Annotated in this window: 24 protein-coding genes and 1 other RNA gene; 4 read left to right on the forward strand and 21 right to left on the reverse strand. The window is 64.0% G+C overall.

The features are described 5' to 3' along the window. Nucleotides 1-115: 115 nt before the first annotated feature. From ABIB66_RS33960 to miaA, 10 genes are all read right to left on the reverse strand, one after another. Complete coding sequence (locus ABIB66_RS33960; RefSeq protein ID WP_018454346.1) at nt 116-406, reverse strand: DUF1330 domain-containing protein; 291 nt, start codon at nt 404-406, stop codon at nt 116-118. A gap of 62 nt (nt 407-468) precedes the next feature. Continuing rightward, nucleotides 469-1,320, reverse strand: a complete 852-nt coding sequence (locus ABIB66_RS33965; protein WP_354205482.1) for an SDR family oxidoreductase — start codon at nt 1,318-1,320, stop codon at nt 469-471. A gap of 474 nt (nt 1,321-1,794) precedes the next feature. Further along, the gene (gene ilvC, locus ABIB66_RS33970; RefSeq protein WP_148740630.1) at nt 1,795-2,814 is read right to left on the reverse strand and encodes a ketol-acid reductoisomerase; all 1,020 of its coding nucleotides are present in this window, start codon (nt 2,812-2,814) and stop codon (nt 1,795-1,797) included. A 147-nt stretch (nt 2,815-2,961) separates the two neighbouring features. Then, on the reverse strand, nt 2,962-3,564 hold the full coding sequence (locus ABIB66_RS33975; RefSeq protein ID WP_354060683.1) for a LysE family translocator: 603 nt from the start codon (nt 3,562-3,564) through the stop codon (nt 2,962-2,964). Nucleotides 3,565-3,566: 2 nt separating this feature from the next. Then, the gene (locus tag ABIB66_RS33980; RefSeq protein ID WP_354205479.1) at nt 3,567-4,463 is read right to left on the reverse strand and encodes an EamA family transporter; all 897 of its coding nucleotides are present in this window, start codon (nt 4,461-4,463) and stop codon (nt 3,567-3,569) included. Between the two features lie 69 nt (nt 4,464-4,532). Next, nucleotides 4,533-5,222 (reverse strand): class I SAM-dependent methyltransferase, encoded by a 690-nt coding sequence (locus tag ABIB66_RS33985; protein WP_502917380.1) that lies wholly within the window; start codon nt 5,220-5,222, stop codon nt 4,533-4,535. A 3-nt stretch (nt 5,223-5,225) separates the two neighbouring features. Beyond that, nucleotides 5,226-5,768, reverse strand: a complete 543-nt coding sequence (gene ilvN / locus ABIB66_RS33990; protein ID WP_007613340.1) for an acetolactate synthase small subunit — start codon at nt 5,766-5,768, stop codon at nt 5,226-5,228. 23 nt (nt 5,769-5,791) lie between these two features. Further along, a complete protein-coding gene (locus ABIB66_RS33995) occupies nt 5,792-6,775 on the reverse strand; it encodes a threonine dehydratase (protein ID WP_354060679.1) in 984 nt (327 codons plus the stop codon). Nucleotides 6,776-6,928: 153 nt separating this feature from the next. Continuing rightward, nucleotides 6,929-8,704 (reverse strand): acetolactate synthase 3 large subunit, encoded by a 1,776-nt coding sequence (locus ABIB66_RS34000; protein WP_027570800.1) that lies wholly within the window; start codon nt 8,702-8,704, stop codon nt 6,929-6,931. A 330-nt stretch (nt 8,705-9,034) separates the two neighbouring features. Continuing rightward, on the reverse strand, nt 9,035-9,991 hold the full coding sequence (miaA, locus tag ABIB66_RS34005; protein WP_354205476.1) for a tRNA (adenosine(37)-N6)-dimethylallyltransferase MiaA: 957 nt from the start codon (nt 9,989-9,991) through the stop codon (nt 9,035-9,037). Between the two features lie 11 nt (nt 9,992-10,002). Between miaA and serB the strand changes: the two genes are divergently transcribed. Then, complete coding sequence (gene serB / locus ABIB66_RS34010) at nt 10,003-10,908, forward strand: phosphoserine phosphatase SerB (protein ID WP_354205474.1); 906 nt, start codon at nt 10,003-10,005, stop codon at nt 10,906-10,908. A 122-nt stretch (nt 10,909-11,030) separates the two neighbouring features. Here the strand turns inward: serB and ABIB66_RS34015 are convergent, their stop codons facing one another. The 11 genes from ABIB66_RS34015 to ABIB66_RS34065 all read right to left on the reverse strand — a co-directional run bounded on the left by ABIB66_RS34015 (nt 11,031) and on the right by ABIB66_RS34065 (nt 20,732). After that, entirely contained in the window at nt 11,031-12,530 is a 1,500-nt protein-coding gene (locus ABIB66_RS34015) for a Do family serine endopeptidase (RefSeq protein WP_354205471.1), read from the reverse strand. Nucleotides 12,531-12,674: 144 nt separating this feature from the next. Further along, nucleotides 12,675-12,881, reverse strand: a complete 207-nt coding sequence (locus tag ABIB66_RS34020; protein WP_275173497.1) for a DUF2065 domain-containing protein — start codon at nt 12,879-12,881, stop codon at nt 12,675-12,677. 71 nt (nt 12,882-12,952) lie between these two features. Next, the gene (gene hflC / locus ABIB66_RS34025) at nt 12,953-13,849 is read right to left on the reverse strand and encodes a protease modulator HflC (protein ID WP_275173496.1); all 897 of its coding nucleotides are present in this window, start codon (nt 13,847-13,849) and stop codon (nt 12,953-12,955) included. Further along, a complete protein-coding gene (gene hflK / locus ABIB66_RS34030) occupies nt 13,846-14,982 on the reverse strand; it encodes an FtsH protease activity modulator HflK (protein ID WP_354205468.1) in 1,137 nt (378 codons plus the stop codon). Before hflK ends, hflC begins: the two co-directional genes overlap by 4 nt. 153 nt (nt 14,983-15,135) lie before the next feature. Next, complete coding sequence (locus ABIB66_RS34035) at nt 15,136-15,645, reverse strand: dihydrofolate reductase (protein WP_354205466.1); 510 nt, start codon at nt 15,643-15,645, stop codon at nt 15,136-15,138. Then, complete coding sequence (locus tag ABIB66_RS34040) at nt 15,645-16,130, reverse strand: GNAT family N-acetyltransferase (RefSeq protein WP_354205464.1); 486 nt, start codon at nt 16,128-16,130, stop codon at nt 15,645-15,647. The genes ABIB66_RS34035 and ABIB66_RS34040 overlap by 1 nt, the downstream gene beginning before the upstream one ends. Nucleotides 16,131-16,135: 5 nt before the next feature. Continuing rightward, complete coding sequence (locus ABIB66_RS34045) at nt 16,136-16,930, reverse strand: thymidylate synthase (protein WP_007613362.1); 795 nt, start codon at nt 16,928-16,930, stop codon at nt 16,136-16,138. 227 nt (nt 16,931-17,157) lie between these two features. Next, nucleotides 17,158-18,723, reverse strand: coding sequence for a tripartite tricarboxylate transporter permease (locus ABIB66_RS34050; protein WP_275173492.1), 1,566 nt, complete (start codon nt 18,721-18,723; stop codon nt 17,158-17,160). A 7-nt stretch (nt 18,724-18,730) separates the two neighbouring features. Then, the gene (locus tag ABIB66_RS34055; protein ID WP_354205461.1) at nt 18,731-19,492 is read right to left on the reverse strand and encodes a tripartite tricarboxylate transporter TctB family protein; all 762 of its coding nucleotides are present in this window, start codon (nt 19,490-19,492) and stop codon (nt 18,731-18,733) included. 95 nt (nt 19,493-19,587) lie between these two features. Beyond that, on the reverse strand, nt 19,588-20,118 hold the full coding sequence (locus ABIB66_RS34060; RefSeq protein WP_354205459.1) for a chromate transporter: 531 nt from the start codon (nt 20,116-20,118) through the stop codon (nt 19,588-19,590). Then, nucleotides 20,115-20,732 (reverse strand): chromate transporter, encoded by a 618-nt coding sequence (locus tag ABIB66_RS34065; RefSeq protein WP_354205457.1) that lies wholly within the window; start codon nt 20,730-20,732, stop codon nt 20,115-20,117. The genes ABIB66_RS34060 and ABIB66_RS34065 overlap by 4 nt, the downstream gene beginning before the upstream one ends. Nucleotides 20,733-20,816: 84 nt before the next feature. On the opposite strand from ABIB66_RS34065, the gene ssrA reads away from it, so the two are divergent. From ssrA to fumC, 3 genes are all read left to right on the forward strand, one after another. Beyond that, nucleotides 20,817-21,182, forward strand: a transfer-messenger RNA (tmRNA) gene (gene ssrA / locus ABIB66_RS34070). Nucleotides 21,183-21,296: 114 nt separating this feature from the next. Beyond that, the gene (locus ABIB66_RS34075; RefSeq protein ID WP_354205455.1) at nt 21,297-21,812 is read left to right on the forward strand and encodes an SspB family protein; all 516 of its coding nucleotides are present in this window, start codon (nt 21,297-21,299) and stop codon (nt 21,810-21,812) included. An 87-nt stretch (nt 21,813-21,899) separates the two neighbouring features. Then, nucleotides 21,900-23,372 carry a class II fumarate hydratase gene (gene fumC / locus ABIB66_RS34080; RefSeq protein WP_354205525.1) on the forward strand — a complete coding sequence of 491 codons (1,473 nt, stop codon included), beginning with the start codon at nt 21,900-21,902 and terminating at the stop codon, nt 23,370-23,372. Nucleotides 23,373-23,533: the final 161 nt, after the last annotated feature.

Here is a 23,533-nt window from a genome sequence, read left to right on the forward strand (position 1 = left end):
CGGACAAGCAACGCGTGTCGCGATCCGACCTTCGCTTAATGTTAGCGGAAGCCGGTTGGTCTCCGCGCCCAACTCGTCCCCAGGGAAATCCCGCAGTGCAGAACCGACTTGCCGTCTAGTCGAGGCCCTCGACGCTGACCAGGCGGGCAGAACTGCAAGCGTCCCGGACCGCTTTGAGTCCCTGGTAGGTCGCGCCTGTGTAGAACGCCTCCCAGGCTGCGACGGATGGGAATTCCAGCAGAACGATCCTGCGGGGCTGCCAATCTCCCTCGTAAACCTTGTGGGCGCCCCCGCGCGCCAGATATCTGGCTCCAGCGGCCTCCAGGGCGGGCTTCACGCCCAACATAAAGCTTTGGTACTGCTGCAAATCCCTGATCTCGACGTCAAAAATCACATAAGCCGGCATCTCAAGACGCTCCCACGATCGGAAATCGATCACCAGTCTGGCGATGGTCTCACCTCAGAGGCTCAGTCCTGCAGCAGCAGCCCGAGCCGCTTGGCGATGATGCGGTCGACCACACGCTTGGGCAGCGTAGCCGTCATCAAATGTCGCATCCGGTCCGGCGTGATCTGGTAGCGAACCTTGGGCCTCTCAGCGGTGAGCGCCTCCAAAACGACCTCGGCGATCCGCTCGGCCGGCAGCCCGGTCTCGCCGAGCTTCATCATGAACGTCATGACCTTGTTCAACGCCGGCAGATAAGGCGAGTTCTGGTAGACCGAGAGATCGATCTGCTCGGCCTTGCTCCAGATCGGCGTCTTGACTGCGCCAGGGGCGACGATGATGACGTCGATGCCGAACAGCATCAATTCGCGGCGTAAGCTCTCCGACAATCCCTCAATCGCGTGCTTCGAGGTGCAGTAAGGCGCCAACAACGGATTGCCGTTCTTGCCCGCGACCGAGCTGATCATCACGATCCGTCCCTTCGGCCCCTTCAGCGACGGATCGGCGCCGAGCAGTGGCCCGAAAGCCTGCGTCGCGATGACAGGGCCGATGACGTTGATATCCATCTGGCGCCGGAAATCATCGGCCGACAGCTCGAGCACGGGACCGGCGACCGCGACGCCGGCGTTGTTGACGAGACCGGCCAGCGTCTCGCCGCCCAGAGCCTCGCGGACTTTTCGCGCAGCGGCGAGGACCGCCGCCTCGTCGGTGACGTCGAACAGCAGCGGCGTGAAGTTCGCACCGAACTCACCCGTAAGCCGATCCGCATCGGTCTGCTTGCGGACGCTTCCGAAAACGCGATAGCCGCGCCCGACCAGAAATTTAGCAATGGCCCAGCCGATGCCGGTGGACGCGCCGGTGACGACGACGGATCGCATGATCTTTCCCCCCAAGAGCTTCCGCGATCATGCAGGGGAAAGGTGCCGGGGCGCAATGCCGCCACCCGTCAAGGAGACGCCGCAGATGTCAGTTCTTAAGGTGAAGCGAGGCGCGAAGGTCGCGACGTGAGATTGATTGCATCATGAAGATATGGATTAAGAGCGGAATCCTTGACCCTGAAACCGTTGGGCTTTTGAGGATTGGGAGCTTCCGAAAAAACCTGAGAAGCAACACCAGACCAAGAATGTGGTTTAAGCGTCAGTTTTTCGTGCTCAGGGCGCACTTCGGCTCGCGAAGAATTTGAATGAAGCAGCAATGCTTCGCGCGAGACGGAAAGAGCGAGATTGCTGGTTGCGATCTCGCTCGAATATAGTCGCGAAGATTTAAGAATTGGTTTGGCGAGCGAAGCTTGTGTTTTCGCTCGCGTGTCGGGACGCGGCGCAACCGATACGCCGCATCCGAACGACCGCGCCTTAGTTCTTGCTCTTGTCGACCAGCGCGCCCTTCTTGATCCAGGGCATCATGTCGCGCAGCTTGGCGCCGACTTCCTCGATCGGGTGCTCGGCGAGCTTGGCGCGAGTCGCCTTGAACGAGGTCTGGTTGACCTTGTTCTCGAGCATCCAGTCGCGGGCGAACTTGCCGGACTGGATGTCGTTCAGAACCCGCTTCATCTCCTTCTTGGTCTCGTCGGTGACGATGCGCGGACCGGTGACGTACTCGCCGTACTCGGCGGTGTTGGAGATCGAGTAGTTCATGTTGGCGATGCCGCCTTCATAGATCAGGTCGACGATCAGCTTCACCTCGTGCAGGCACTCGAAATAGGCCATCTCCGGCGCGTAGCCGGCTTCGACCAGCGTCTCGTAGCCGCCCTTGATCAGTTCGACCAGGCCGCCGCAGAGCACAACCTGCTCGCCGAACAGGTCAGTCTCGCACTCTTCCTTGAAGGTGGTCTCGATGATGCCGGCGCGGCCGCCGCCGACGGCAGAGGCGTAGGACAGGCCGAGGTCGTGGGCGTTGCCCGAGACGTCCTTGGCGATCGCGATCAGGCAGGGCACGCCGCCGCCGCGCTGGTATTCCGAACGCACGGTGTGGCCGGGGCCCTTCGGCGCGATCATGAGAACGTCGAGATCGGCGCGCGGGTCGAGCAGGTTGAAATGGACGTTGAGACCGTGCGCGAAGACGAGGGCGGCGCCCTTCTTCATGTTGTCGTGCAGGTGCTCGCGGTAGATGTCGCCCTGGAGCTCGTCCGGGGTCAGCATCATGACCAGGTCGGCCCATTTGGCGGCCTCGGCGACTTCCATCACCTTGAAGCCGGCAGCTTCCGCCTTCTTGGCCGAGGCCGAACCCTTGCGGAGCGCAATCGCCACTTCCTTGACGCCGGAATCCTTCAGGTTCAGCGCATGGGCGTGGCCTTGGCTGCCATAGCCGACGATGACGACCTTCTTGCCCTTGATCAGGTTCAGGTCGGCGTCGCGATCGTAATAAACACGCATGGTCGTTTCCTCGTTCAGGGGCCGGAATCGGCCGTTGGTCAGGTCTTGTCAGTCAGGTCTCGGATGGTGAAATTTGCGGATTTCGGGGGCTGTCTAGAGCATTTTCGGCCCCCTGGGAAACCCGTTTCTGCATGGAAAACTGGGGCATCATGCATCCATGACCACGGGGTAGAGCGACGCCAGCAGCAGGATCGCCATCAGGACGTTGAAGGCGCGGACCATCCGGACGGAGGTCAGGACCGGCCGCAGGGCGGTGCCGAAGAAGGCCCAGACCACCGTCGAGACCGTGCCGACGAGCAGGCTGATCAAGGTCTGGATCGCGATGTTGAGCGGGAATTGGGCGATAGCCGCATAGGCGGTGATAGTGCCGATCACGATCACCCAGCCTTTTGCGTTGATCCATTGGAACATGGCGGCCCCCAGGAAGGTCATCGGGCCGCGGCCGTCTCCCTCGCCCGGCTTGGCCGGACCCGAGAAAGCGATCACGGCGGCCAGGTAGAGCAGGTAGGCGGCGCCGGCATATTTCAAGATGGTCTGCAGGATCGGATAGGCCAAGAACACCGTGCCAAGCCCGAGGCCGACCGCTGCAATCATGAAGGCGAAGCCGATAACGACGCCGGCGATGTGGGGAATGGTGCGCCGGAAGCCATAGGTCAGCCCCGAGGACAGCAACATGATGTTGTTCGGCCCAGGCGTGAAATACATCACGGCCATGAAGGCGAGGAAGCCATACAGCAGCGATTGGGACATGCTCACCTCACGCGGCCTTCGGCTGTGGTTTTGTGGAGTACCGCCTGGGGGCGCTTCGCCAGCACCATCACCGCGATACCGCCGATCACTGTGAGCATGCCGGCGAGGCGCAGCGGACCGAACCGCTCGCCGAACACGATGCTGGACGCGGCCGAGCCGACGAACGGCACCAGCAGCGCGAACGGCACCACCTGTGCGGGGGGATAGTCACGCAGCAGCCGGCCCCACAGCCAATAGGCGATGCTGGTGGAGATGCCGCCGATCAACAGCAGGCAAATGAGTCCGGTGAGCGACATGTGGATCAGCGACTGCCAGGTCGGCGTCGGTCCATTGACGACCAGCGTGAGCGCGAACAGCGGGACCGCGGTGGCGAGGCACAACCAGGCGAACAGATCGAACATCGGCACGCCGCGGGCGCCGCGCAACAGGATATTGCCGACCGCAAAGCTGACCGGCGCGATCATCAGCACGGCGAACGCACCGACGCTGAAATCATAGCCGACCGTGCCGCAGATCATCAAAAGACCGATTGCTGCGATGACGATGCCCAGCGTCTGCACCGGCGTCGGCCGCTCGCCGAATGCGATCGCGGCAAAGCCGATGGTGAACAGCGCCTGGCTCTGCACGACGACGCTGGTCAGCCCCACCGGCACGCCATGGGCGATGCCGTAGGCCTGGCTCAGAAACTGGCCGAGAAAGAGCGTGAAGCTGATCGCAATCAGCAGCGACCAGGTGACCTTCGGCTTACGAATGAACAGGCAGGGGACCGCCGCAATGGCGAAGCGCATCGCCGTCATCAGCTCCGGCGAAAATTCGTCGAGCGCGATCCGGCTCGCCACGAAGGCAAGCCCCCAGATGATCGCCACCAGGATGGCGATGAGGATGTCGGCCGGCTTCATTGTCGTTCCCGGTTCTGCCCTGTCGTGCAGCCCTGTTTGTTGTTCTGGTCAAGCCTTGCTCGCCGGCCTTTACGTGGAAGAATTGGGTTTCCGAAGCAGATAAGTGCCGTGCATCGGGGCGTGGTAATCGGCCGAGACCAGCGTGAAGCCGACGTCGGCCAGCATCCGCTCCATGATCCAGCCAAAAGTGGAATACTCGTCGCGCATGTGGGTGACGACGCTTTCACGCGGAACATCGTGGTTCTTGATCTCAAAGTCGGCCCATTGATCGACGTCGCGCTCGACGGCATCGGGCATCGAGGCGTAGACGATGTCGCGCAAATAGAACGTGGCACCGGGCTTGAGCGCGCGATAGATCCGCGACATCGCCACCGCCTTCCAGAAATCCGGCAGATGGTGCAGCGTAAACTCGCTGACGATCAGGTCATAGGACTCCGGCCGGTAGGCGAAGCTGAGCAGGCCGGCGGACTGCGTGCGCACGGGCGCCTTGCGGTCGCGCGCGTAGATCTCGGCGAGCGCCAGCATCGCGGGCGAGATGTCGATGGCGTCGACCTCGGCGCCCATCAGCGCAGCCTCGGTCGCGAGCACGCCGTTGCCGCAACCGATATCGGCAATGCGCCAGCCGCGCTGGACGCCAAGCATCTTCAGCGCGGCGCGCGCCCGTAGATCGGCATCGTCATGACTGTCGTAGATCGACGCCACCGCAGGCCCGATCCCCATCCGATTCCGCTCGTTGTAGTACCAGTCGCGCGCCAGCATGACTCACATTCCTTCAGGCCCGCGGCCAATCGCGGCAACACCGGTGCGCGACACTTCGACGAGGCCAAGCGGACGCATCAGGTCGATAAACTGATTGATCTTGTCGGTATTGCCTGTGATCTCGAACACAAAGCTCTCGGTGGTGGCGTCGATCACGCGGGCGCGGAACGCGTCCGCCAGCCGCAGCGCCTCGACGCGATGCTCGCCCTGCCCGCGCACCTTGACCATCGCAAGCTCGCGCTCGATCGAGCGTTTCGTCAGCGTCATGTCGACGACGCGATACACAGGTATCATGCGGTCAAGCTGATGCTTGATCTGCTCGATCACCATCGGCGTGCCGGTGGTGACGATGGTGATGCGGGAGAGATGCTTCTGGCTTTCGGTCTCCGAGACCGTGAGGCTCTCGATGTTGTAGCCGCGCCCCGAGAACAGGCCGATGACGCGCGCGAGCACGCCGGGCTCGTTCTGCACGAGCACCGAAAGCGTGTGCGTCTCGTTCGGGTCGTGGCGCTCCTCGATGAAATAGGCGGATGCGGGCTGGTTCATTGTCGTCCCCTTCATTCTCGTCGTTACGCCGTCGCCCGATGAGCGACCGGCGCATCCGTTCCGACCCAACCGCGGAACAGATCGAAATCGATATTGCCGCCGGACAGCACGAGACCGACGCGCTTGCCCGACAATCTTTTCTTTTCCTGAAGCGCCGCAGCGAGCGCGGCGGCGCCGGCGCCTTCGGCGAGATTGTGCGTGTCGGTCCAGAGCGCACGGATCGCGAGCGCGATCTCATCGTCCGTCACCTGGACGATACGCGAGGCGCCCTTGAGGATGACCGCGAGCGCTTCCGGATCGGGAATCCGCGTCGCCATGCCGTCCGCGAGCGTGTTGCTGGTCTCGGTCGTCACGACGTGGCCCGCCGCAAACGACAGCGCGTAGGACGGCGCCTCGGTCGACTGCACGCCGACGATCTCGGTCTTCAGGCCGAGCAGATCGCGCGCCATGATGCAGCCGCAGATCCCCGAGCCTTGCCCGATCGGCACATAGAGGATGTCGAGATCCGGCGCGGCCCGGAACAATTCGAGCGCATAGGTCGCCACGCCCAGCACCAGGTCCGTATGGAACGACGGCACCATGTGCAGCCCGGCAAACTGCGCGTGGCGTCCGGCTTCCTCGCGTGCGGCCTGAAAGTCCTCGCCATGCTCAACGAGCTCGGCGCCAAACGCCTTCATCGCCCGGTTCTTCTCAACCGAATTGCCGCGCGGCACATAAATCACGGCAGGCACGCCATGGCGGCTCGCCGCAAAGGCGAGGCTCTGGCCATGATTGCCGCGCGTCGCCGAAATGATGCCCGGAATGTTCGGCCGTTCGCGCTTCAGCCGATCGAGATAGACGAGCCCGCCGCGCACCTTGAAGGCGCCCGTCGGCGTGTGGTTCTCGTGCTTGACCAGAACTTGCGTGCCGAGCCGCTCGGCGAGCAGCGGCCAGGCGTGCGCCGGCGTTGCCGGCACCGCCTGCCCCACGATCGCATGTGCGCGTTCGAGCTCCTTCAGGTCGAACATTTTACCTTCCCATCAACCATCTCTCGCGACTGTCATCCCCGCGAAGGCGGGGATCCAGTATTCCAGAGGCCCCCGAGGGCGATCGAGAGGCCGCGGCGTACTGGATCGCCCGGTCAGGTTGGGCGATGACAGCTGAATTTGTGACGATCACGCTCACACCAGCGCCTTGCCGCCGGCGAACGCCTTTGCGGTGGCTTCGTCGTTCGCCTGCTCCGGCAACAGCATCTCGTTGTGCGCCTTGCCGGAGGGAATCATCGGGAAACAGTTTTCGAGCGACGCGACACGGCAGTCGAACAGCACGGGGCGCTTGACCGAGATCATCTCCTGGATGGCGCCGTCGAGATCGCCGGGCTTGTGCACCTGGATGCCGACCCCGCCATAGGCTTCCGCGAGCTTGACGAAGTCCGGCATCGCCTCCGAGTAGGAATGCGACAGGCGGTTGCCGTGGAGCAGCTGCTGCCACTGCCGCACCATGCCCATATACTGGTTGTTCAGGATGAAGATCTTGATCGGCAGCTCGTACTGCACCGCCGTCGACATCTCCTGCATCGTCATCTGCACCGAGGCATCGCCCGCGATGTCGATGACGAGGCTGTCGGGATGGGCAACCTGCACGCCGACCGCGGCCGGCAAGCCGTAACCCATGGTGCCGAGACCGCCCGAGGTCATCCAGCGATGCGGCTCCTCGAAGCCGTAGAACTGCGCGGCCCACATCTGATGCTGGCCGACCTCGGTGGTGATGTAGGTGTCCTTGCCGCGCGTCGCCTCGAACAGGCTCTGGATCGCATGCTGCGGCAGGATGACGTCGTTGCTCTTCCTGTAATAGAGCGAGTTGCGGGCGCGCCACTGGGCGATCTGCTGCCACCACGCCTTGATGTCGGGCTTCTTCGCCTCCGCCTTGAACACCTGGAGTATGTCGCCGAGGATGTTGCCGCAGTCGCCGATGATCGGCACGTCGACGCGGATGTTCTTGTTGATCGAGGACGGGTCGATGTCGATGTGGATCTTCTTCGAGCCCGGCGAGAACGCGTCGACGCGGCCGGTGATGCGATCGTCGAAGCGCGCGCCGACGCACAGCATGACGTCGCAATCATGCATGGTCATGTTGGCTTCGTAGGTGCCGTGCATGCCGAGCATGCCGAGCCAGCTCTTGCCCGACGCGGGATAGGCGCCGAGGCCCATCAGGGTCGAGGTGATCGGGAAACCGGTGACCTCGACCAATTCGCGCAGCAGCCTGGTTGCCTCGGGGCCGGAATTGATCACGCCGCCGCCGCTGTAGATCACGGGGCGCTTGGCGCCTGCGAGCAGCGCCACGGCCTTGCGGATCTGCGTCGCATCGCCCTTCACCCGCGGCGCGTAGGAGCGATGCACGTCGGATTTGCGCGGCGGATGATAGGTGCCGGTTGCGAACTGGACGTCCTTGGGCACGTCGACGAGCACCGGGCCGGGTCGACCCGTGGTCGCAACGTAAAACGCCTCGTGCAGCACCTTGGCGAGATCGTTGACGTCGCGCACGAGCCAGTTGTGTTTGGTGCAGGGGCGCGTGATACCGACGGTGTCGCATTCCTGGAACGCGTCGTTGCCGATCAGATGCGTCGGCACCTGGCCGGAGATGCAGACCAGCGGGATCGAGTCCATCAGCGCGTCGGTGAGCGGCGTCACCATGTTGGTGGCGCCGGGGCCGGAGGTCACCAGTGCAACGCCCGGCCTGCCGGTCGAACGCGCATAGCCCTCGGCGGCGTGGCCCGCGCCCTGCTCGTGGCGGACCAGGATGTGCTGGACTTCGCTCTGCTGAAAGATCTCGTCGTAGATCGGGAGCACCGCGCCGCCGGGATAGCCGAAAATGTCGGTCACGCCATGATCGATGAGCGCGCGGACGATCATCGCGGCGCCGGTCATCTGGTTCGGATCGTGGCTCTTGTCGCTCATTGGCTTGCTCCGGATGCGCTGTTGTCAGCGGCTTCATTCGTGTCGGGTTCGGGAAATAAAAAAGGCCCCGAAGAGGGCCCCATGCACACCGCCTGTCATGTGGATGGCAGCTAGCCACCCCCGGCGGTGTGCCTGGGTACGACGGCGATAAGAAGTTTGGTAATAATGTTACGCATGGCAGGTGCCCGGCTTCCCAAAGGTTGCGCGAAACATAGCGACCGACGCCCCGATGTCAAGGCTATGCGGCCGTTCCCGCGCGATTTTGCCAGTGTAACGGTGTTCCCGGGGTTGGGCGAGAGGTAAATTCGGGAGCCGAGGCACAAAAGCGTGTCAGCCGGGGTCCCGTGCCACGTTCACGGCCGCCGCCAGCCAGCCCGTCGTTTCCTCCGGCTTCACCCACTCGAATTCGGGCAATTGGTGCCGAAACCAGGTGAACTGCCGCTTGGCGTAGTGGCGGGTGTCGGCGCGGCCGATGGTGGCCGCCTGCTCCAGGCTGAGCTCTCCGCGCAGATGCCGGATCAGCGCCGGCACGCCATGAGCCTTCATCGCCGGCAGCAGCGGATCGAGATTTCGGGCGGCGAGACGCTCGACCTCCTTCAGCGCGCCAGCGCCCAGCATGGCGGCGAAGCGGGCGTCGATGCGGGCATAGAGCTCATCGCGCTCGGGGGCGATGAACACGGCGCGAAAACTGTCCTTCGGCAGCAGCGGCGGCTGGCCCTCATGGTGCCAGTCCAGCAGCGAACGGCCGGTGGCTTCGACCACTTCGAGCGCCCGCGCAATGCGCGTGCGATCGCGCAGGTTCAATCGTTCGGCGGCTCGAGGATCGGCGGCTGCGAGTTCCGCGTGCAGCGCCTCGACGCCGTTCCGCTCCAGCCGCGCCCGAACGTCCTCGCGCACCTCGGCGGGAATTGGCGGTACCACGGAAAGGCCCGCCGTCAGCGCCTTGAAGTACAGCCCGGTGCCGCCGATGAAGATCGGCAGGCGGCCTTCGGCTTGCGCCTGTTCAAGCGCCTTCGCCGCGTCGCTCACCCAGGCACCAGCCGAAAAATTCACGGCCGCATCGACATGGCCGTACAGGCGATGAGGCACCTGCGCCTCGTCGCCATCTGTGGGACGCGCGGTGATGATGCGGAGGTCGCGGTAGACCTGCATGGAATCGGCATTGATCACGACCCCGCCCGCAGCGAGCGCAAGCTCCAGCGCCAGCGCCGACTTGCCGCTGGCGGTCGGGCCTGCGATAAGCACCGCCTTGCCAACATGCCTTCTGCCGACTTGCCCCTCGCTCACGAAAACCTCAAATGTCCCTCGTCGCCACGCTGATCTGCAACCCGAATAATCCCGCGCTCGACTCGACCATCGTCGACGGCGCCCGCGCCGTGCTGCCTCAGGCAGCTCCCGCGCACTGGCTGTTCGACGGGGTGGCTGTCGATATCCCCTTCGGCGCCGACAGTAACCTCGAAGGCGACCGTCACGCCATCGAACAGCGGCTCCGTGAGCTTCGCGGCGACCTGCCCATCGACATCGTGGTGCAGCCAGTCGGCTTCCGGCGCAAGAAGCTTTTTCTCGCCGACATGGATTCCACCATGATCGGCCAGGAATGCATCGACGAGCTCGCCGATTTCGTCGGGGTGAAGGCCCATGTGGCGGCCATCACCGAACGCGCGATGCGCGGCGAGGTCGAGTTCGAGCCGGCGCTACGTGAGCGCGTTGCGCTGCTCAAGGACCTCCCCGCCAGTGCCGTCGACGAGGTGCTGGCCAAGCGCATTACGCTGACGCCGGGTGGCCGCGAACTGGTCGCGACCATGCGCGCCCATGGCGCCTATGCCTGTCTCGTCTCCGGCGGTTTCACGCTGTTCACCAGCGCGGTCGCCGCCAGAATCGGTTTCCAGGAGAACCGCGCCAACGAGCTCGTGGTCCGCGACGGCAAGTTCACCGGCGAGGTGAAGGAGCCCATTTTGGGGCGCGCGGCAAAGCTCGCGACGCTGGTGGATCTGATGGAGTCGTTCGATCTCGACGACATCGACTCGCTGGCGGTCGGCGACGGCGCCAATGATCTCGCGATGATCCAGGCGGCGGGACTGGGCGTGGCGTATCATGCGAAGCCCGCGGTGGCCGCGGCGGCGGCGGCGCGGATCGACCATGGCGATCTCACCGCGCTGCTGTATGCGCAGGGGTATCGACGCGACGAATTCGTGGAGGCTTAGTCTCCTCCTCTCCGCCGTCATGCCCGGGCTTGTCCCGGGCATCCACGTTACGCTCGTCCGCGTGGCAAGGCGTGGATGGCCGGGTCAAGCCCGGCCACGACGAGAGGTGAAAGCGAGCGCGCCTACTGCACGCTCAACGCCACGAAGCGCAGCTCGCCGTCGGCGTTCGACACCAGCAGCAGCACCGATTTCTTGCCGTCCTTCTTGAGCTGGTCGACCCGTTTCTGGATGTCGGCGCCGCTGGAAACGCCCTCCTGCGCGACTTCAACGATGACGTCGCCGGCAGAGAGGCGCTTCTCGGCGGCATCCGAATTGGCATCGACATTGGTGACGACAACGCCCTTGACGGTGTCCTTGATCTTGTAGCGTGCACGCAGATCCTTGCTCAGCGCCGCGAGATCGAGGCCGAGCGCCTTCTGTGTCACAGTCTTTTCAGGCGCGGGCTCGTCGGTCTTCACTGCGGCCTGCACCTTCTCGGGATCCTGCAACCGGCCGAGCGTGACCTTCTTGGTCTCCTCCTGACCCTTGCGGATGATGACGACGTCGACTTCCTTGCCGACCGCCGTGTCGGCGACCACGCGAGAGAGATCCTTGGGGTCCTTGACGTCCTTGCCGTCGAACTTGACGACGACGTCGCCGGGCTCGATGCCGGCCGGCTTGGCCGGGCCCTTGTCGTCGATGCCGGCAACCAGCGCACCGCGCGGCGGCTTGATGTTCAGGCTCTCGGCGATCTCGTCGGTGACGCTCTGGATGCGCACGCCCAGCCAGCCGCGGCGCAATTCGCCGAACTGGCGGAGCTGGTCGACGACACCCGCGACTGTCTTCGACGGTACGGCGAAGCCGATGCCGATCGAGCCGCCGGAGGGCGAGATGATCAGCGTGTTGACGCCGATGACGTCGCCATCGAGGTTGAACAGCGGACCGCCGGAATTGCCGCGATTGATGGAGGCGTCGGTCTGAATGTAGCTGTCATAGGGACCTGAGGAGATGTCACGGTTCTTCGCCGAGACGATACCGGCCGTCACGGTGCCGCCGAGGCTGAAAGGATTGCCGATCGCGACCACCCAGTCGCCGAGGCGCAGCTTGTCGGAATCGCCGAACTTCACAGACACCAGCGGCTTCGATGGCTTGAACTTGAGCACGGCAAGGTCGGTCTTCTTGTCGACGCCGACCAACTCGGCCTTGATCTTGGTCCCGTCGTTGAGAATGACGTTGATCTCGTCGGCATCCGCGATGACGTGGTTGTTGGTAACGACGACGCCTGATGTGTCGATGATGAAGCCACTTCCGAGCGAGTTGGTCTTGCGCGGCGCGGGGCCGTTCTCGCCGCCCTTGCTGCCGCCGCCGGGACCCTTGCGATTCTTGAAGAAGTCGTCGAAGAACTCCTCGAAGGGCGAGCCGGGCGGCAATTGCGGCATGGCATTGCCGCCGCCCCCGCCCTTGGCTTCGACGGTCTGCGAGGTCGAGATGTTGACGACCGCGTCGATCACCTTTTCGGCGACGTCGGCGATGCCATCCGGTCCGCGCGCATAGGCCGGTGTGCCGAGTGCGCTGAAAACGCCCACGGCGAGCGCGGCCAGCCCTAAGCGCAAACGGGTCGGGGCAATGGTGGCAGCGGTCATTGTGATCTCCAGGAAACAAGGACTCGACGTCAAGACTGCGCTCGAACGGGGGGACGGCGCAAGCGCGGACCTTAACGGGCCTCAAGACCCGGATAATAAGGCGAAAACCGGTCGCTCGCCTTCACTTTGGCGTTGGTGCGACGGTTAAATTGGACGTCGCATAACCCAGATCAGGATCAGACCGGCCACGGCCGAACCAATGCCGACCGCCCGCAGGATATTGTCCGGCGTGGCCATCGCGCTTTTCATGGCCTTGCGCATCCAGGCCGGGCTCGCCGCGAACATCAAGCCTTCCAGCACGAACAGGATGCCCAAACCGATGAGGAAGTCGGTGAACGCAATGGACCTCATCGGATTGGAACCTCCCGTTGTGCTGTTCTTGTCTGGACGAAGGGCGGCCAGACCTGCCGCCCTTGTCTCGCTTACGGCTTCGCTGGCGTCGTAGTCGCCGTCTTGCCGGACGGGTTACCAAAGAACCGGAAGAAATCCGAGTCCGGCCGCAGCAGGAAGCGGGTGTCGTTCGCGCGCAGCCCGGTCTCATAGGCCGCCATCGAGCGGTAGAAGGCGAAGAAATCCGCATCCTTGCCGTAGGCTTCGGCGAACAGACGGTTGCGCTCGGCATCGCCGACGCCGCGCGTCTGCTCGGCCAGCGACCTCGCATCCGCCTCGATCACGGTCGCCTCGCGGTCGGCCTTGGAGCGGATCTCCTGTGCCTTCTGGCCGCCCTGCGCGCGGAACTCGGCGGCTTCGCGCTCGCGTTCCGTCTTCATGCGCAGATAGACCGCCTGGCTGTTCTGCTCCGGCAAATCAGCACGGCGGATCCGGACGTCGACGACCTGGATGCCGTAGCCGTCGGCCTCGTGGTCGAGCTGATCGCGGATGCGCTGCATCAGCTTCTCGCGATCGTCGCGGACCACGTTGATGAAGGTCACCTCGCCGAGCACGCGGCGCAGCGCCGCGTTCAAGAGCGTGGTGAGCTGGATGTTGGCGGCCTGGATCGATCCGATGCTCTGATAGAAGCGCAACGCGTCCTTGATGCGGTAACGCGCGAAGGCGTCGACCACGAGCCGCTTCTGGTCGGACGCGATCGCTTCCTGCGACGGGTTCTCCAGATCGAGGATGCGCTTATCGATGTTGATCACCGAATTCCACGGCGCCTTGAAGTGCAGGCCGGGAGCGGTGACCACGTCGACGGGCTTGCCGAACTGCAGCACGATGGTCTGCTCGGTCTGCGCCACCGTGAACAGGGACATGTAGCCCACGATCACGACGAGCAGGAGGCCGAGCAGCGTGGCGATGCCTGTAACCGGAGATCTCATCGGTTGCCTCCGGTCGTCTGCTGGCCGGCTGCAGGTGGCCGCTTGGTCGTCAATTCGCTGAGCGGCAGATAAGGCACGACGCCCTGGCCCGACTGGCCGCCGTCATAGATCAGCTTTTCCGAGCCGCCGAGCACGCGCTCCATCGTCTCCAGATAAATCCGTTCACGCGTCACGTCGGGCGCCTTCTTGTATTCCTCGTAAACCTTCAGAAAGCGCGAGCTCTGGCCCTTGGCCTCGGCGACCGTCTGCTCCCTGTAGCCTTCGGCCGCCTGCATGATCTGCGCCGCACGTCCGCGTGCCTGCGGCACGACCTGGTTGGCATAGGTCTGCGCCTCGTTCTGCAACTGCTCGAGGTTGGCGCGCGCCGCCTGGACGTCGCGGAAGGCGTCGATCACCTGAGCCGGCGGGTCGACCTTCTGCATCTGCACCTGACTGATCTGAATGCCGGCGCCGTAGCTGTCCAGGGTCTTCTGGATCAGTTCCTGCACGCCTTGTTCGGTGACGTTGCGCGCGCCGGTCAGGATCGGCTGGATCTGCGAGCGGCCGATCACCTCGCGCATCGCGCTCTCGGCGACTGCCTTCACGGTGCCTTCGGGATTCTGGATGTTGAAGAGGAAATCGCCGACGCCGTTGGGCTTGATGCGCCAGAGCACGGTGAAGTCGACGTCGACGATGTTCTCGTCGCCGGTCAGCATCAGGCTCTCTTCCGGCACGTCACGAATGGAGCGGCCGCGCCGTGCCGGATCGTCGATCAGTGTCATGCCGATGGAGATGGTGGAAACGCGCAATGCCTTTGGCAGCAGCACTGTCTCGATCGGATAGGGCAGATGATAGTTCAGGCCGGGCTCCACGGTGCGGACATGCTTGCCGAAGCGCAGCACGACGCCGAGCTCTTCGGACTGCACCCGGAAGAAGCCCGACAGCAGCCAGAACGCGACGATGAGCAGCACGATCAGCGTGATGCCGATGCCGGAGAAATAGCCACCCGGCATGATCTGCTGGAGGCGATCCTGGCCGCGCCGCAGAAGGTCTTCCAGATCCGGCGGCCTGGGCCCGACCGGTTTCGGGCCGTTGCCCCATGGTCCCTTCGGACCCGAGCCCCATGGGCCACCGCCCTGATTCTTCCACGGCATTCGACGCTCTCCTCGGCAGGGTGAAATTGCCCCCGCCCGCTTTGTCCGGTCCGGCTTTATAGGGGACAGGCAGGTCCCTTACAACGCAGCCCTCGCCGCCCTCCGAGCTAAGCTCGGGGGCAGAAAAGTCAATGTTAACATTGGCAAATGCGGTTAATGGCCCACCCGCCGACGATATGTCACATAGGAGTAGTCGGCGCTGTCGTGGGGGCCGGCAGGATGACGGATGCGCTCAACCTCATCCCACTCCGCCCTGTTGATGTCGAAATGCGTGTCGCCTTCGGGGCGGGCATGCACTTCGGTGATTTCGAGGCGATCGGCGCGATCGAGCCATTGCCGGTAGATTTCGGCACCGCCAATCACGGCGATCTCGGCGGCCGAACGCCGCAGGGCATCGCCGCGCGCGATGGCGTCTGCCTCGGCGGTCGATGTGGTGACGATGGCGCCAGCGGCGCGGTAATCCGCATCGCGCGTGACAACGATATTGGTGCGGCCCGGAAGCGGCCGGGGCAGGGATTCGAAGGTCCTGCGGCCCATGATCACGGGCTTGCCGATCGTGAGCGCCTTGAAGCGCGCCATGTCGGATTTCATTCGCCACGGCATCGCGTTGCCGGCGCCTATGACGCCGTTCTCCGCGATCGCGACGACGAAGACGATCTCCATCAGGACGCGCTCCCGGCAAGCCGCGTCAGCGCCGGACCGGTGACGCGGCACAGCGTCCAGTCATCAAGCATGACGGCACCGAGCGATTTGTAGAACGCGATCGACGGCGCGTTCCAGTCGAGCACCGCCCATTGCAGCCGCGACCAGCCGTTCTCGACGCATTCCCTGGCGAGGTGCACGAGCAGCGCCCTGCCGAGGCCCCTGCCCCGATGCGACGGCCGCACATACAAATCTTCGAGATAGATGCCGTGGCGGCCGCTGAACGTCGAAAAATTCGCAAACCACACCGCGAAGCCGACCGCCTCACCATTCCACTCGGCGAGAGCGCAATGGAGTTGCGGCCGCTCGCCGAACAGTGCGTCGGCGATCATCGCCTCGGTCACCTCGACCTCGTGCGAGAGCTTTTCGTACTCGGCGAGTTCGCGGATGAAAGCGAGAACAAGCCCGGCCTCGCCGGGACGCACACGTCGGATGTTGAGCGACATCGGCGTCAGACCGCGACCGCGGCCTTGATGTGCGGATGCGGATCGTAGCCGACGAGCTCAAAGTCCTCGTAACGGAAGGAGAAGATATCCTTCACATCGGGATTGATCCGCATCACCGGCAGCGCCCGCGGCGCGCGCGTGAGCTGGAGCTTCGCCTGCTCCAGATGGTTGGAATAGAGATGGGTGTCACCGAACGAGTGCACGAAGTCGCCGGGCTTCAAGCCCGTGACCTGCGCCACCATCATGGTGAGCAGCGCGTAGGAGGCGATGTTGAAGGGCACGCCGAGGAACACGTCGGCCGAGCGCTGATAGAGCTGGCACGACAGCTTGCCGTTGGCGACGTAGAACTGGAACAGGCAGTGGCACGGCGGCAGCGCCATCTTGTCGACTTCAGCCGGATTCCAGGCCGAGACGATCAGGCGGCGCGAGTCCGGATTGCGCTTGATCATGTCGATCACGTTCGCGATCTGATCGATGCTGCGTCCGTCCGGCGCGGGCCAGGAGCGCCACTGATGGCCGTAGACGGGCCCGAGATCGCCATTGGCGTCGGCCCACTCGTCCCAGATGGTGACGCCGTTGTCGCGCAGATATTTGATGTTGGTATCGCCCTTCAGGAACCACAACAGCTCGTGCACGATCGCCTTCAGCGGCAGGCGCTTGGTGGTCAGCATCGGAAAACCGGCGGACAGGTTGAAGCGCATCTGATGGCCGAACACCGAGAGCGTGCCGGTGCCGGTCCGGTCGGTCTTTTCGGCGCCGTCTGAAAGAATCCGCTCGAGCAGGTCCTGATACTGGTGCATGTGCGTGAGCCTTTGGGGAGGCGGCGAATTTAGCGGCCGCCCCCGCGCTGCGACAGCGGCGATTCGCCATCCATACGCATTATACCCGGAAAAGTGAGCGTTCCCGGTGCAAACGACAAGGGGCGGAACTCAGCGTCCCGCCCCTCGTCTATCAGATTGATCCTGCTGGCTAACTTGCCAACTTGGGTTCGAGCCACGGCGCGCCCGACGCTGGGCGGGTCGCCCCCCTAGTTCTCGGATTCCGTGAACACCTCGTCGCGCTTGGCACGCAACGCGGGCAGCACCGTGAGCACCAGGAGGAAAGCCGCAATCGCGAGCAGCACGGCCGACAGCGGACGCGTCAGGAACACGCTCCAGTCGCCGCGCGAGATCAGCAGCGCACGGCGCAGGTTCTCTTCCATCAGCGGCCCCAGCACCATGCCGAGCAGCAGCGGCGCCGGCTCGAAATCGTGCTTGATCAGCCAGTAGCCGACCAGACCGAACACGCCTGCGAGGATGACGTCGACCGGCGCGTTGTTCACCGAGTAGATGCCGATCGCGCAGAAGATCACGATCGAGGGAAACATCAGCCGGTAAGGGACGCGCAACAGCCGCACCCAGATTCCGACCAGCGGCAGGTTGATAATGATCAGCATCAGATTGCCGATCCACATCGAGGCGATCATGCCCCAGACCAGCTCCGGCTGCTTCTGCATCACTTGCGGACCCGGCACGATGCCGTGAATGGTCATCGCGCCCACCATCAGCGCCATCACGGCGTTGGGCGGGATGCCGAGCGTCAGCAGCGGGATGAAGGAGGTCTGCGCCGCGGCGTTGTTGGCGCTTTCCGGCGCCGCCACGCCCTCGATCGCACCACGGCCGAACCGCGACGGGTTCTTGGCGATCTTCTTCTCGAGCGTGTAGGACGCAAAGGACGCGATGACCGCGCCGCCGCCCGGCAGGATGCCGAGAATCGAGCCGAGCACGGTGCCGCGCAGGATCGCAGGCGTCGAGTCGATCAGGTCCTTCCTGGTCGGCATCAGGCCGGTGATCTTCTGCTGCACGAGATCGCGGTTCATCTCGGCGCCGGCGTCGAGGTTGCGGATGATCTCGGCGAAGCCAAACACGCCCATCGCCACCGTCGCAAAGCCGAGACCGTCGGCAAGCTCCGGAATGTTGAACGCCATGCGCGAGGCGCCGGTCTCGATGTCGGAGCCGACCATCGACAGCATCAGGCCGAACACGATCATCGCGATCGCTTTCAGCACCGAGCCCTTGGCCAGCACCACCGCGAAGATCAGGCCGAGCACCATCAGCGAGAAATATTCGGCCGGACCGAACGCCAGTGCCAGCTTGGTCAGAGGCGCGCCGAGCACGGCGATAAGCACGGTCGCGACGCAGCCGGCGAAGAACGAACCGATCGCCGCGATCGCCAGCGCCGGGCCGGCACGGCCTTGCTTTGCCATCTGGTGGCCGTCGATTGCGGTGACGACCGAGGTCGCCTCACCGGGAATATTGACCAGGATCGAGGTGGTGGAGCCGCCGTACTGGGCGCCATAATAGATGCCGGCGAGCATGATCAGCGCGCCGACCGGCGGCAATCCGAACGTGATCGGCAGGAGCATCGCCACGGTTGCGACGGTGCCGATACCGGGCAGCACGCCGACCAGCGTGCCGACCAACGCACCAATCAGGCACATGAGAATATTGATCGAGATCGGGAGCGACAGACCGTAGAGCCACCAGGGTGACCACCACGAGATCTGAAACACCACACCGAAACCGAGGCCCAGATTGTGGAAGAGATCGAACATCACACCCTCACTGAACCAGGAAGCGCGGGAACATCGGCATCGGCAGGCCTAGCACGTAGGGGAAGAGCACCGCGCAGCCCAGCGTTAGGCAGGCGCCGACGATGAGCGCTTCGACCCAGCGCGTCTCATGCGTGCCCATCGCCGCGATCATGAAGCTTGCGAACGCCGTAACCACCACCCCAAGCGGACGAATCGCCAGTGCGAAGAAGACGATCGAGACCATCACGAAGAGCGGCCCACGCCAGGCATAGTGCGCCATGCCCGGCCCGTCGGTCAGCAGTCCCGTCAACGCGATGCCGGCGCCAAGTGCGACGAGCAGCCCGCCAAACATCCGCGGCGCCGTGCCGGCGCCAAAGGAGAAGCCGCGCATCCCCTGCAAATCGCTGGAGGCCCACAGTGCGAACAAAGCGAGCGCCATCAGCACGATCCCGCCGACATAGTCCTGCGCCGACCTGATCGTCATGAAGATCGTGAGAATCGCCACCGCAAAGATCGGATAGGAATAGATCAGCGCCAGCAGCACATCGGATGACGCCTTCTTGGTGTCACCGCCGACCGCTCCAAGCAACGCGCCGGGCGCGCCCGCGAGCAGCGCCGTAGCGTGGCTGATCACGACGGTGGCCGGGCCGCGTCCGGCGCCCCAGCCAACGATCGTCCCGAACGACCAGATGAATTCGAAAATCTGCGGCGCTATGGCCAGCAGACAAAAGCTGATCACCACCGAGGTGTTTCGGTTGGCTGTCGCCGAGTGGCCCAGCGTATCGGCCATGCATGTCTCCTCCGCGACCCGTAAGCCACGAGCACTGTTGTTCTAATCGGCTGGAAATCGATCCCCCCGCCCGGATCACTGCCTAGCCATTTTCATTACACAATGCCAGCAAAACCCAACAAGCCCCCGACCAGCAAAATCCATAGTGGATTGATGCGCGAGATGGATGCGACCACTGCAACCGTCGCGGTCAGAAGCAGCGCAGCAAGCGTGCGATCGGTCGACTGGGCCAGGATCAGGGCGCTCGCCGCCATCAAGCCGATCGAGAGCGGAACCAGTGCAGCCTGGATCAGCCCCGGCCAGCGCGATTGGCTCGGCCGATTGAGGAGCCGGCTGACATAATAGGCAAGCAGCGCGGTGGGCAGGCACATGGCCAAGGTCGCCGCCAGCGCGCCGGGGATGCCGGCGACGGCATAGCCGATTAACGTGACGATAAGCACGTTCGGACCTGGTGACAGCTGCGCGATCGCATAGGCGTCGGCGAACTGCTTATCGGTCATCCAGTGATGCACATCGACCGCGATGCGGTGCATCTCGGGTACCGCCGCCGCGGCGCCGCCGACCGCGAACAGCGACATCAGGCCGAAGGTCGAGATCAGCGCCCAGATCGGGTTCTCCGCGTTCATGCTGCTACCTTCCGCCCCATCAGAAAGGCAGTGCCGATACTGACGGGAATCGCGACCAAAAGCACGATCTGGAGCGGCAGGCGAAGGACGCCGATGGCGAGGAATACGCCCAGCATCAGGATGAGCGCGACGGCGTCCAGCCGCTTGAGCAACGGCGTCGCCATCCGGAAGACCACCGCGATCAAGAGGCCGACGGCCGCACAGGAAATGCCCGCGAGGATGCGGCGCAGCACCTCCACATCGCCGAACCGGGCGTAGACGATCGCGAGCACCGTCATGATCAGCGTGGGCGGCAGCAACAGCCCTGCGAAGGCGGCAATGCCGCCGGCGATTCCGCGCAGCCGCGCGCCGAACACCATCGAGAGATTGACGATGTTGGGCCCGGGCAGGAAATGGCAGAGCGCAAAAGTCTCGTTGAATTCGTCCGCCGTCATCCAGCGGTGCTGCTCGACGATGGCCTGCCTGGCGAACACCAAAACCCCGCCGAAGCCCGCTAGCGACATCCGGGCGAAGGCCAGGAACAGCGCGAGCAGGCCCGGCGGAACGGCGCTGATGGCTGGTCGGTCCGGCTCGTGATCTCGTTGTGGGGCAGCCGGTGCGGAATCCTCGGACATGTCAGGAGCTTAGAACGCCGGCCGGCGCGCGGCCAAGCCTGCCGGGAACCTATCCAAAGGGAACCTCGGAATGGTCGCTCGAAACACCTGTTATTTGAAACCTTTGCCCCCTATATTGGGAGTGCCGGTTCGCCGGCTATGGAAATAAACGGTCGTCGCAATAAACCATTCGGACCCGGGGGCGGTACCCGGCGCCTCCACCAAAGCCCACCAGCGGGCTGGCCCTGAGGGGGGCTTTGGCGGGGGCGAAATAGGATCGACGAGGGCGTAAAGGGCGTTCTTTTTCTCGGTATTGTTCCGCCGTTATCGGGCTATGCAATAGTTGCCAACGACAACTTTGCTCCGGTTGCTCAGGCTGCGTAACGCAGTTTGAAAGACCATTCTGAAGTCCTAACGGGTTAAGCTCCGTTAGGCGGGGTTCGGAGGCACCTGGCAACAGAAGCCTCCACTTACCTCTTATTTCCTACCCCGCGGGGACTCCTGCTGACCCGTCAGGCGCGGTACTATTGCGGCTTGGCGAGTCGGGCCGGCAGGGCCCAGCTCCTGGAATGCAACAGGACCACCATGGCGACCGATCATATCCGATACGATGTGCTGGCCCGCGACGCACTGCGCGGCGTGTTGCGCAAGGTGCTGACCGACGCCGCGTCCCAAGGACTGCCCGGCGAGCATCATTTCTTCATCACCTTCGTGTCGAAGGCCGACGGCGTGAAATTGTCCTCACGGCTGCTGGCCCAATACCCGGAAGAGATGACGATCATCCTGCAGCACCAGTTCTGGGATTTGACCGTGCTCGAGGACCGCTTCGAGGTCGGCCTGTCCTTCGGCGGCATTCCGGAGCGGCTGATCGTGCCGTTCAGCGCCATCAAGAGCTTCCTCGATCCGTCCGTGAAATTCGGCCTCCAGTTCGACACCTCCGATGTCGCCGACCTCTCGGCCGAGACATTGCCGGCCGCTCCCGCCCCGTCAGCGGTCGCGGTGCCCCCTGCCACTGAACCTGCGGAAGGCACTGAGGAGCCGGCGGCTCCGAACCAGGGCGGCGCCGAAGTCGTGCGATTGGATCGTTTCCGCAAGAAATGATCTAGATCGGACGGGCGCCCGTCGCAGGCGGCCAAACTCCCTATATAGAGGCACATGAAGAGGCCGCGTGGCATTTCGCGCGGCGGAATGGATGTGCTCATGGCCAAAACTTCTCTCTCGAAGACTTCCCGCTCGAAGGCTTCCCGCTCGAAGACCGACCGTTCCTCGCGCCCGGCGACCCGCACCGAGACCGACAGCTTCGGCCCGATCGAGGTCCTCGCCGATCGCTATTGGGGGGCGCAGACCGAACGCTCGCGCCAGAATTTCCGCATCGGCACCGATCGCATGCCGATCTCGCTCGTACACGCGCTCGGCGTCGTCAAGCTCGCCGCGGCGCAGTCTAACCAGGAGCTCGGCCTGCTCGACCAGCGCCGAGCCAACGCCATCATCCGCGCCGCGCGCGAGGTGATCGAGGGCAAGCTGGACGATCATTTTCCGCTGGTGGTGTGGCAGACCGGCTCGGGCACCCAGAGCAACATGAACCTCAACGAGGTCATCGCCAACCGCGCCAATGAGCTCCTGGGCGGCGAGCTCGGCGCCAAGAAGCCGGTGCATCCGAACGATCACGTCAACATGAGCCAGTCGTCGAACGACTCGTTCCCGACCGCAATGCATATCGCGGCGGCAAGCCGCATCACCGCCGATCTCGTCCCTGCCCTCGGCGCATTGCTGCGCGCGCTGCGCAAGAAGGAGAAGGAGTTCGCAAAGATCGTCAAGATCGGCCGCACCCACACTCAGGACGCAACGCCGCTGACGCTCGGCCAGGAATTTTCCGGCTATGCTGCGCAGGTCGAAAGCGGCATCGCCCGGCTCAAGGTCGCGGTGAAGGAGCTCTATCCGCTGGCGCAGGGCGGCACCGCCGTCGGCACCGGCCTCAATTCGAAGCCGCGCTTTGCAAAACTGTTCGCAAAGCACGTTGCCGGGATTACCAAGCTGCCCTTCACCAGCGCCGCCAATAAATTCGAGGCGCTGGCCTCGAACGACGCCTATGTGCTGGCGCACGGCGCCATCAACTCGGTCGCGACAGGCCTTTTCAAGATCGCCAACGACATCCGCCTGCTCGGATCGGGTCCGCGTTCGGGCCTCGGCGAACTGATGCTGCCCGAGAACGAGCCGGGCTCCTCGATCATGCCGGGCAAGGTCAATCCGACGCAGTGCGAGGCGATGACGATGGTGTGCTGCCAGGTGTTCGGCAATCACACCACGATCACGGTCGCCGGCAGCCAGGGCCATTTCGAGCTCAACGTCTACAAGCCCGTGCTGGCATACAACATGCTGCACTCGATCCGGCTGATGGCGGACGCCGCGCGCTCTTTCACCGAGCATTGCGTCAGCGGCATCCGCGCCGACGAGAAGCGCATCAGGGAACTGATGCAGCGTTCGCTGATGCTGGTGACGGCGCTCGCCCCCAAGATCGGCTACGACAACGCGGCCAAGGTGGCCAAGACGGCGCATGCCAACGGCACCACGCTGAAGGAAGAGGCGCTGCGGCTCGGCTTCGTCTCAGCGGAGGAGTTCGACCGCCTGGTGCGCCCCGAGAAGATGACCAGCCCGGGATAATTCCGAATTCCGATAGCCATCCGTAATGATACGGAGCCCCTGGCTCCATTAAATGTAGGGCTTAAAGGACGGGATTTGATTACCGTCAATGTCGCGGCGGGATTGCGTGTTACGCAGCCCCTCCGCCCCCACGGGGCGGAATTCATCGTTTGATGGCCCAA

This window comes from Bradyrhizobium sp. F1.13.3 (assembly GCF_040548265.1).
Lineage (GTDB): Bacteria > Pseudomonadota > Alphaproteobacteria > Rhizobiales > Xanthobacteraceae > Bradyrhizobium.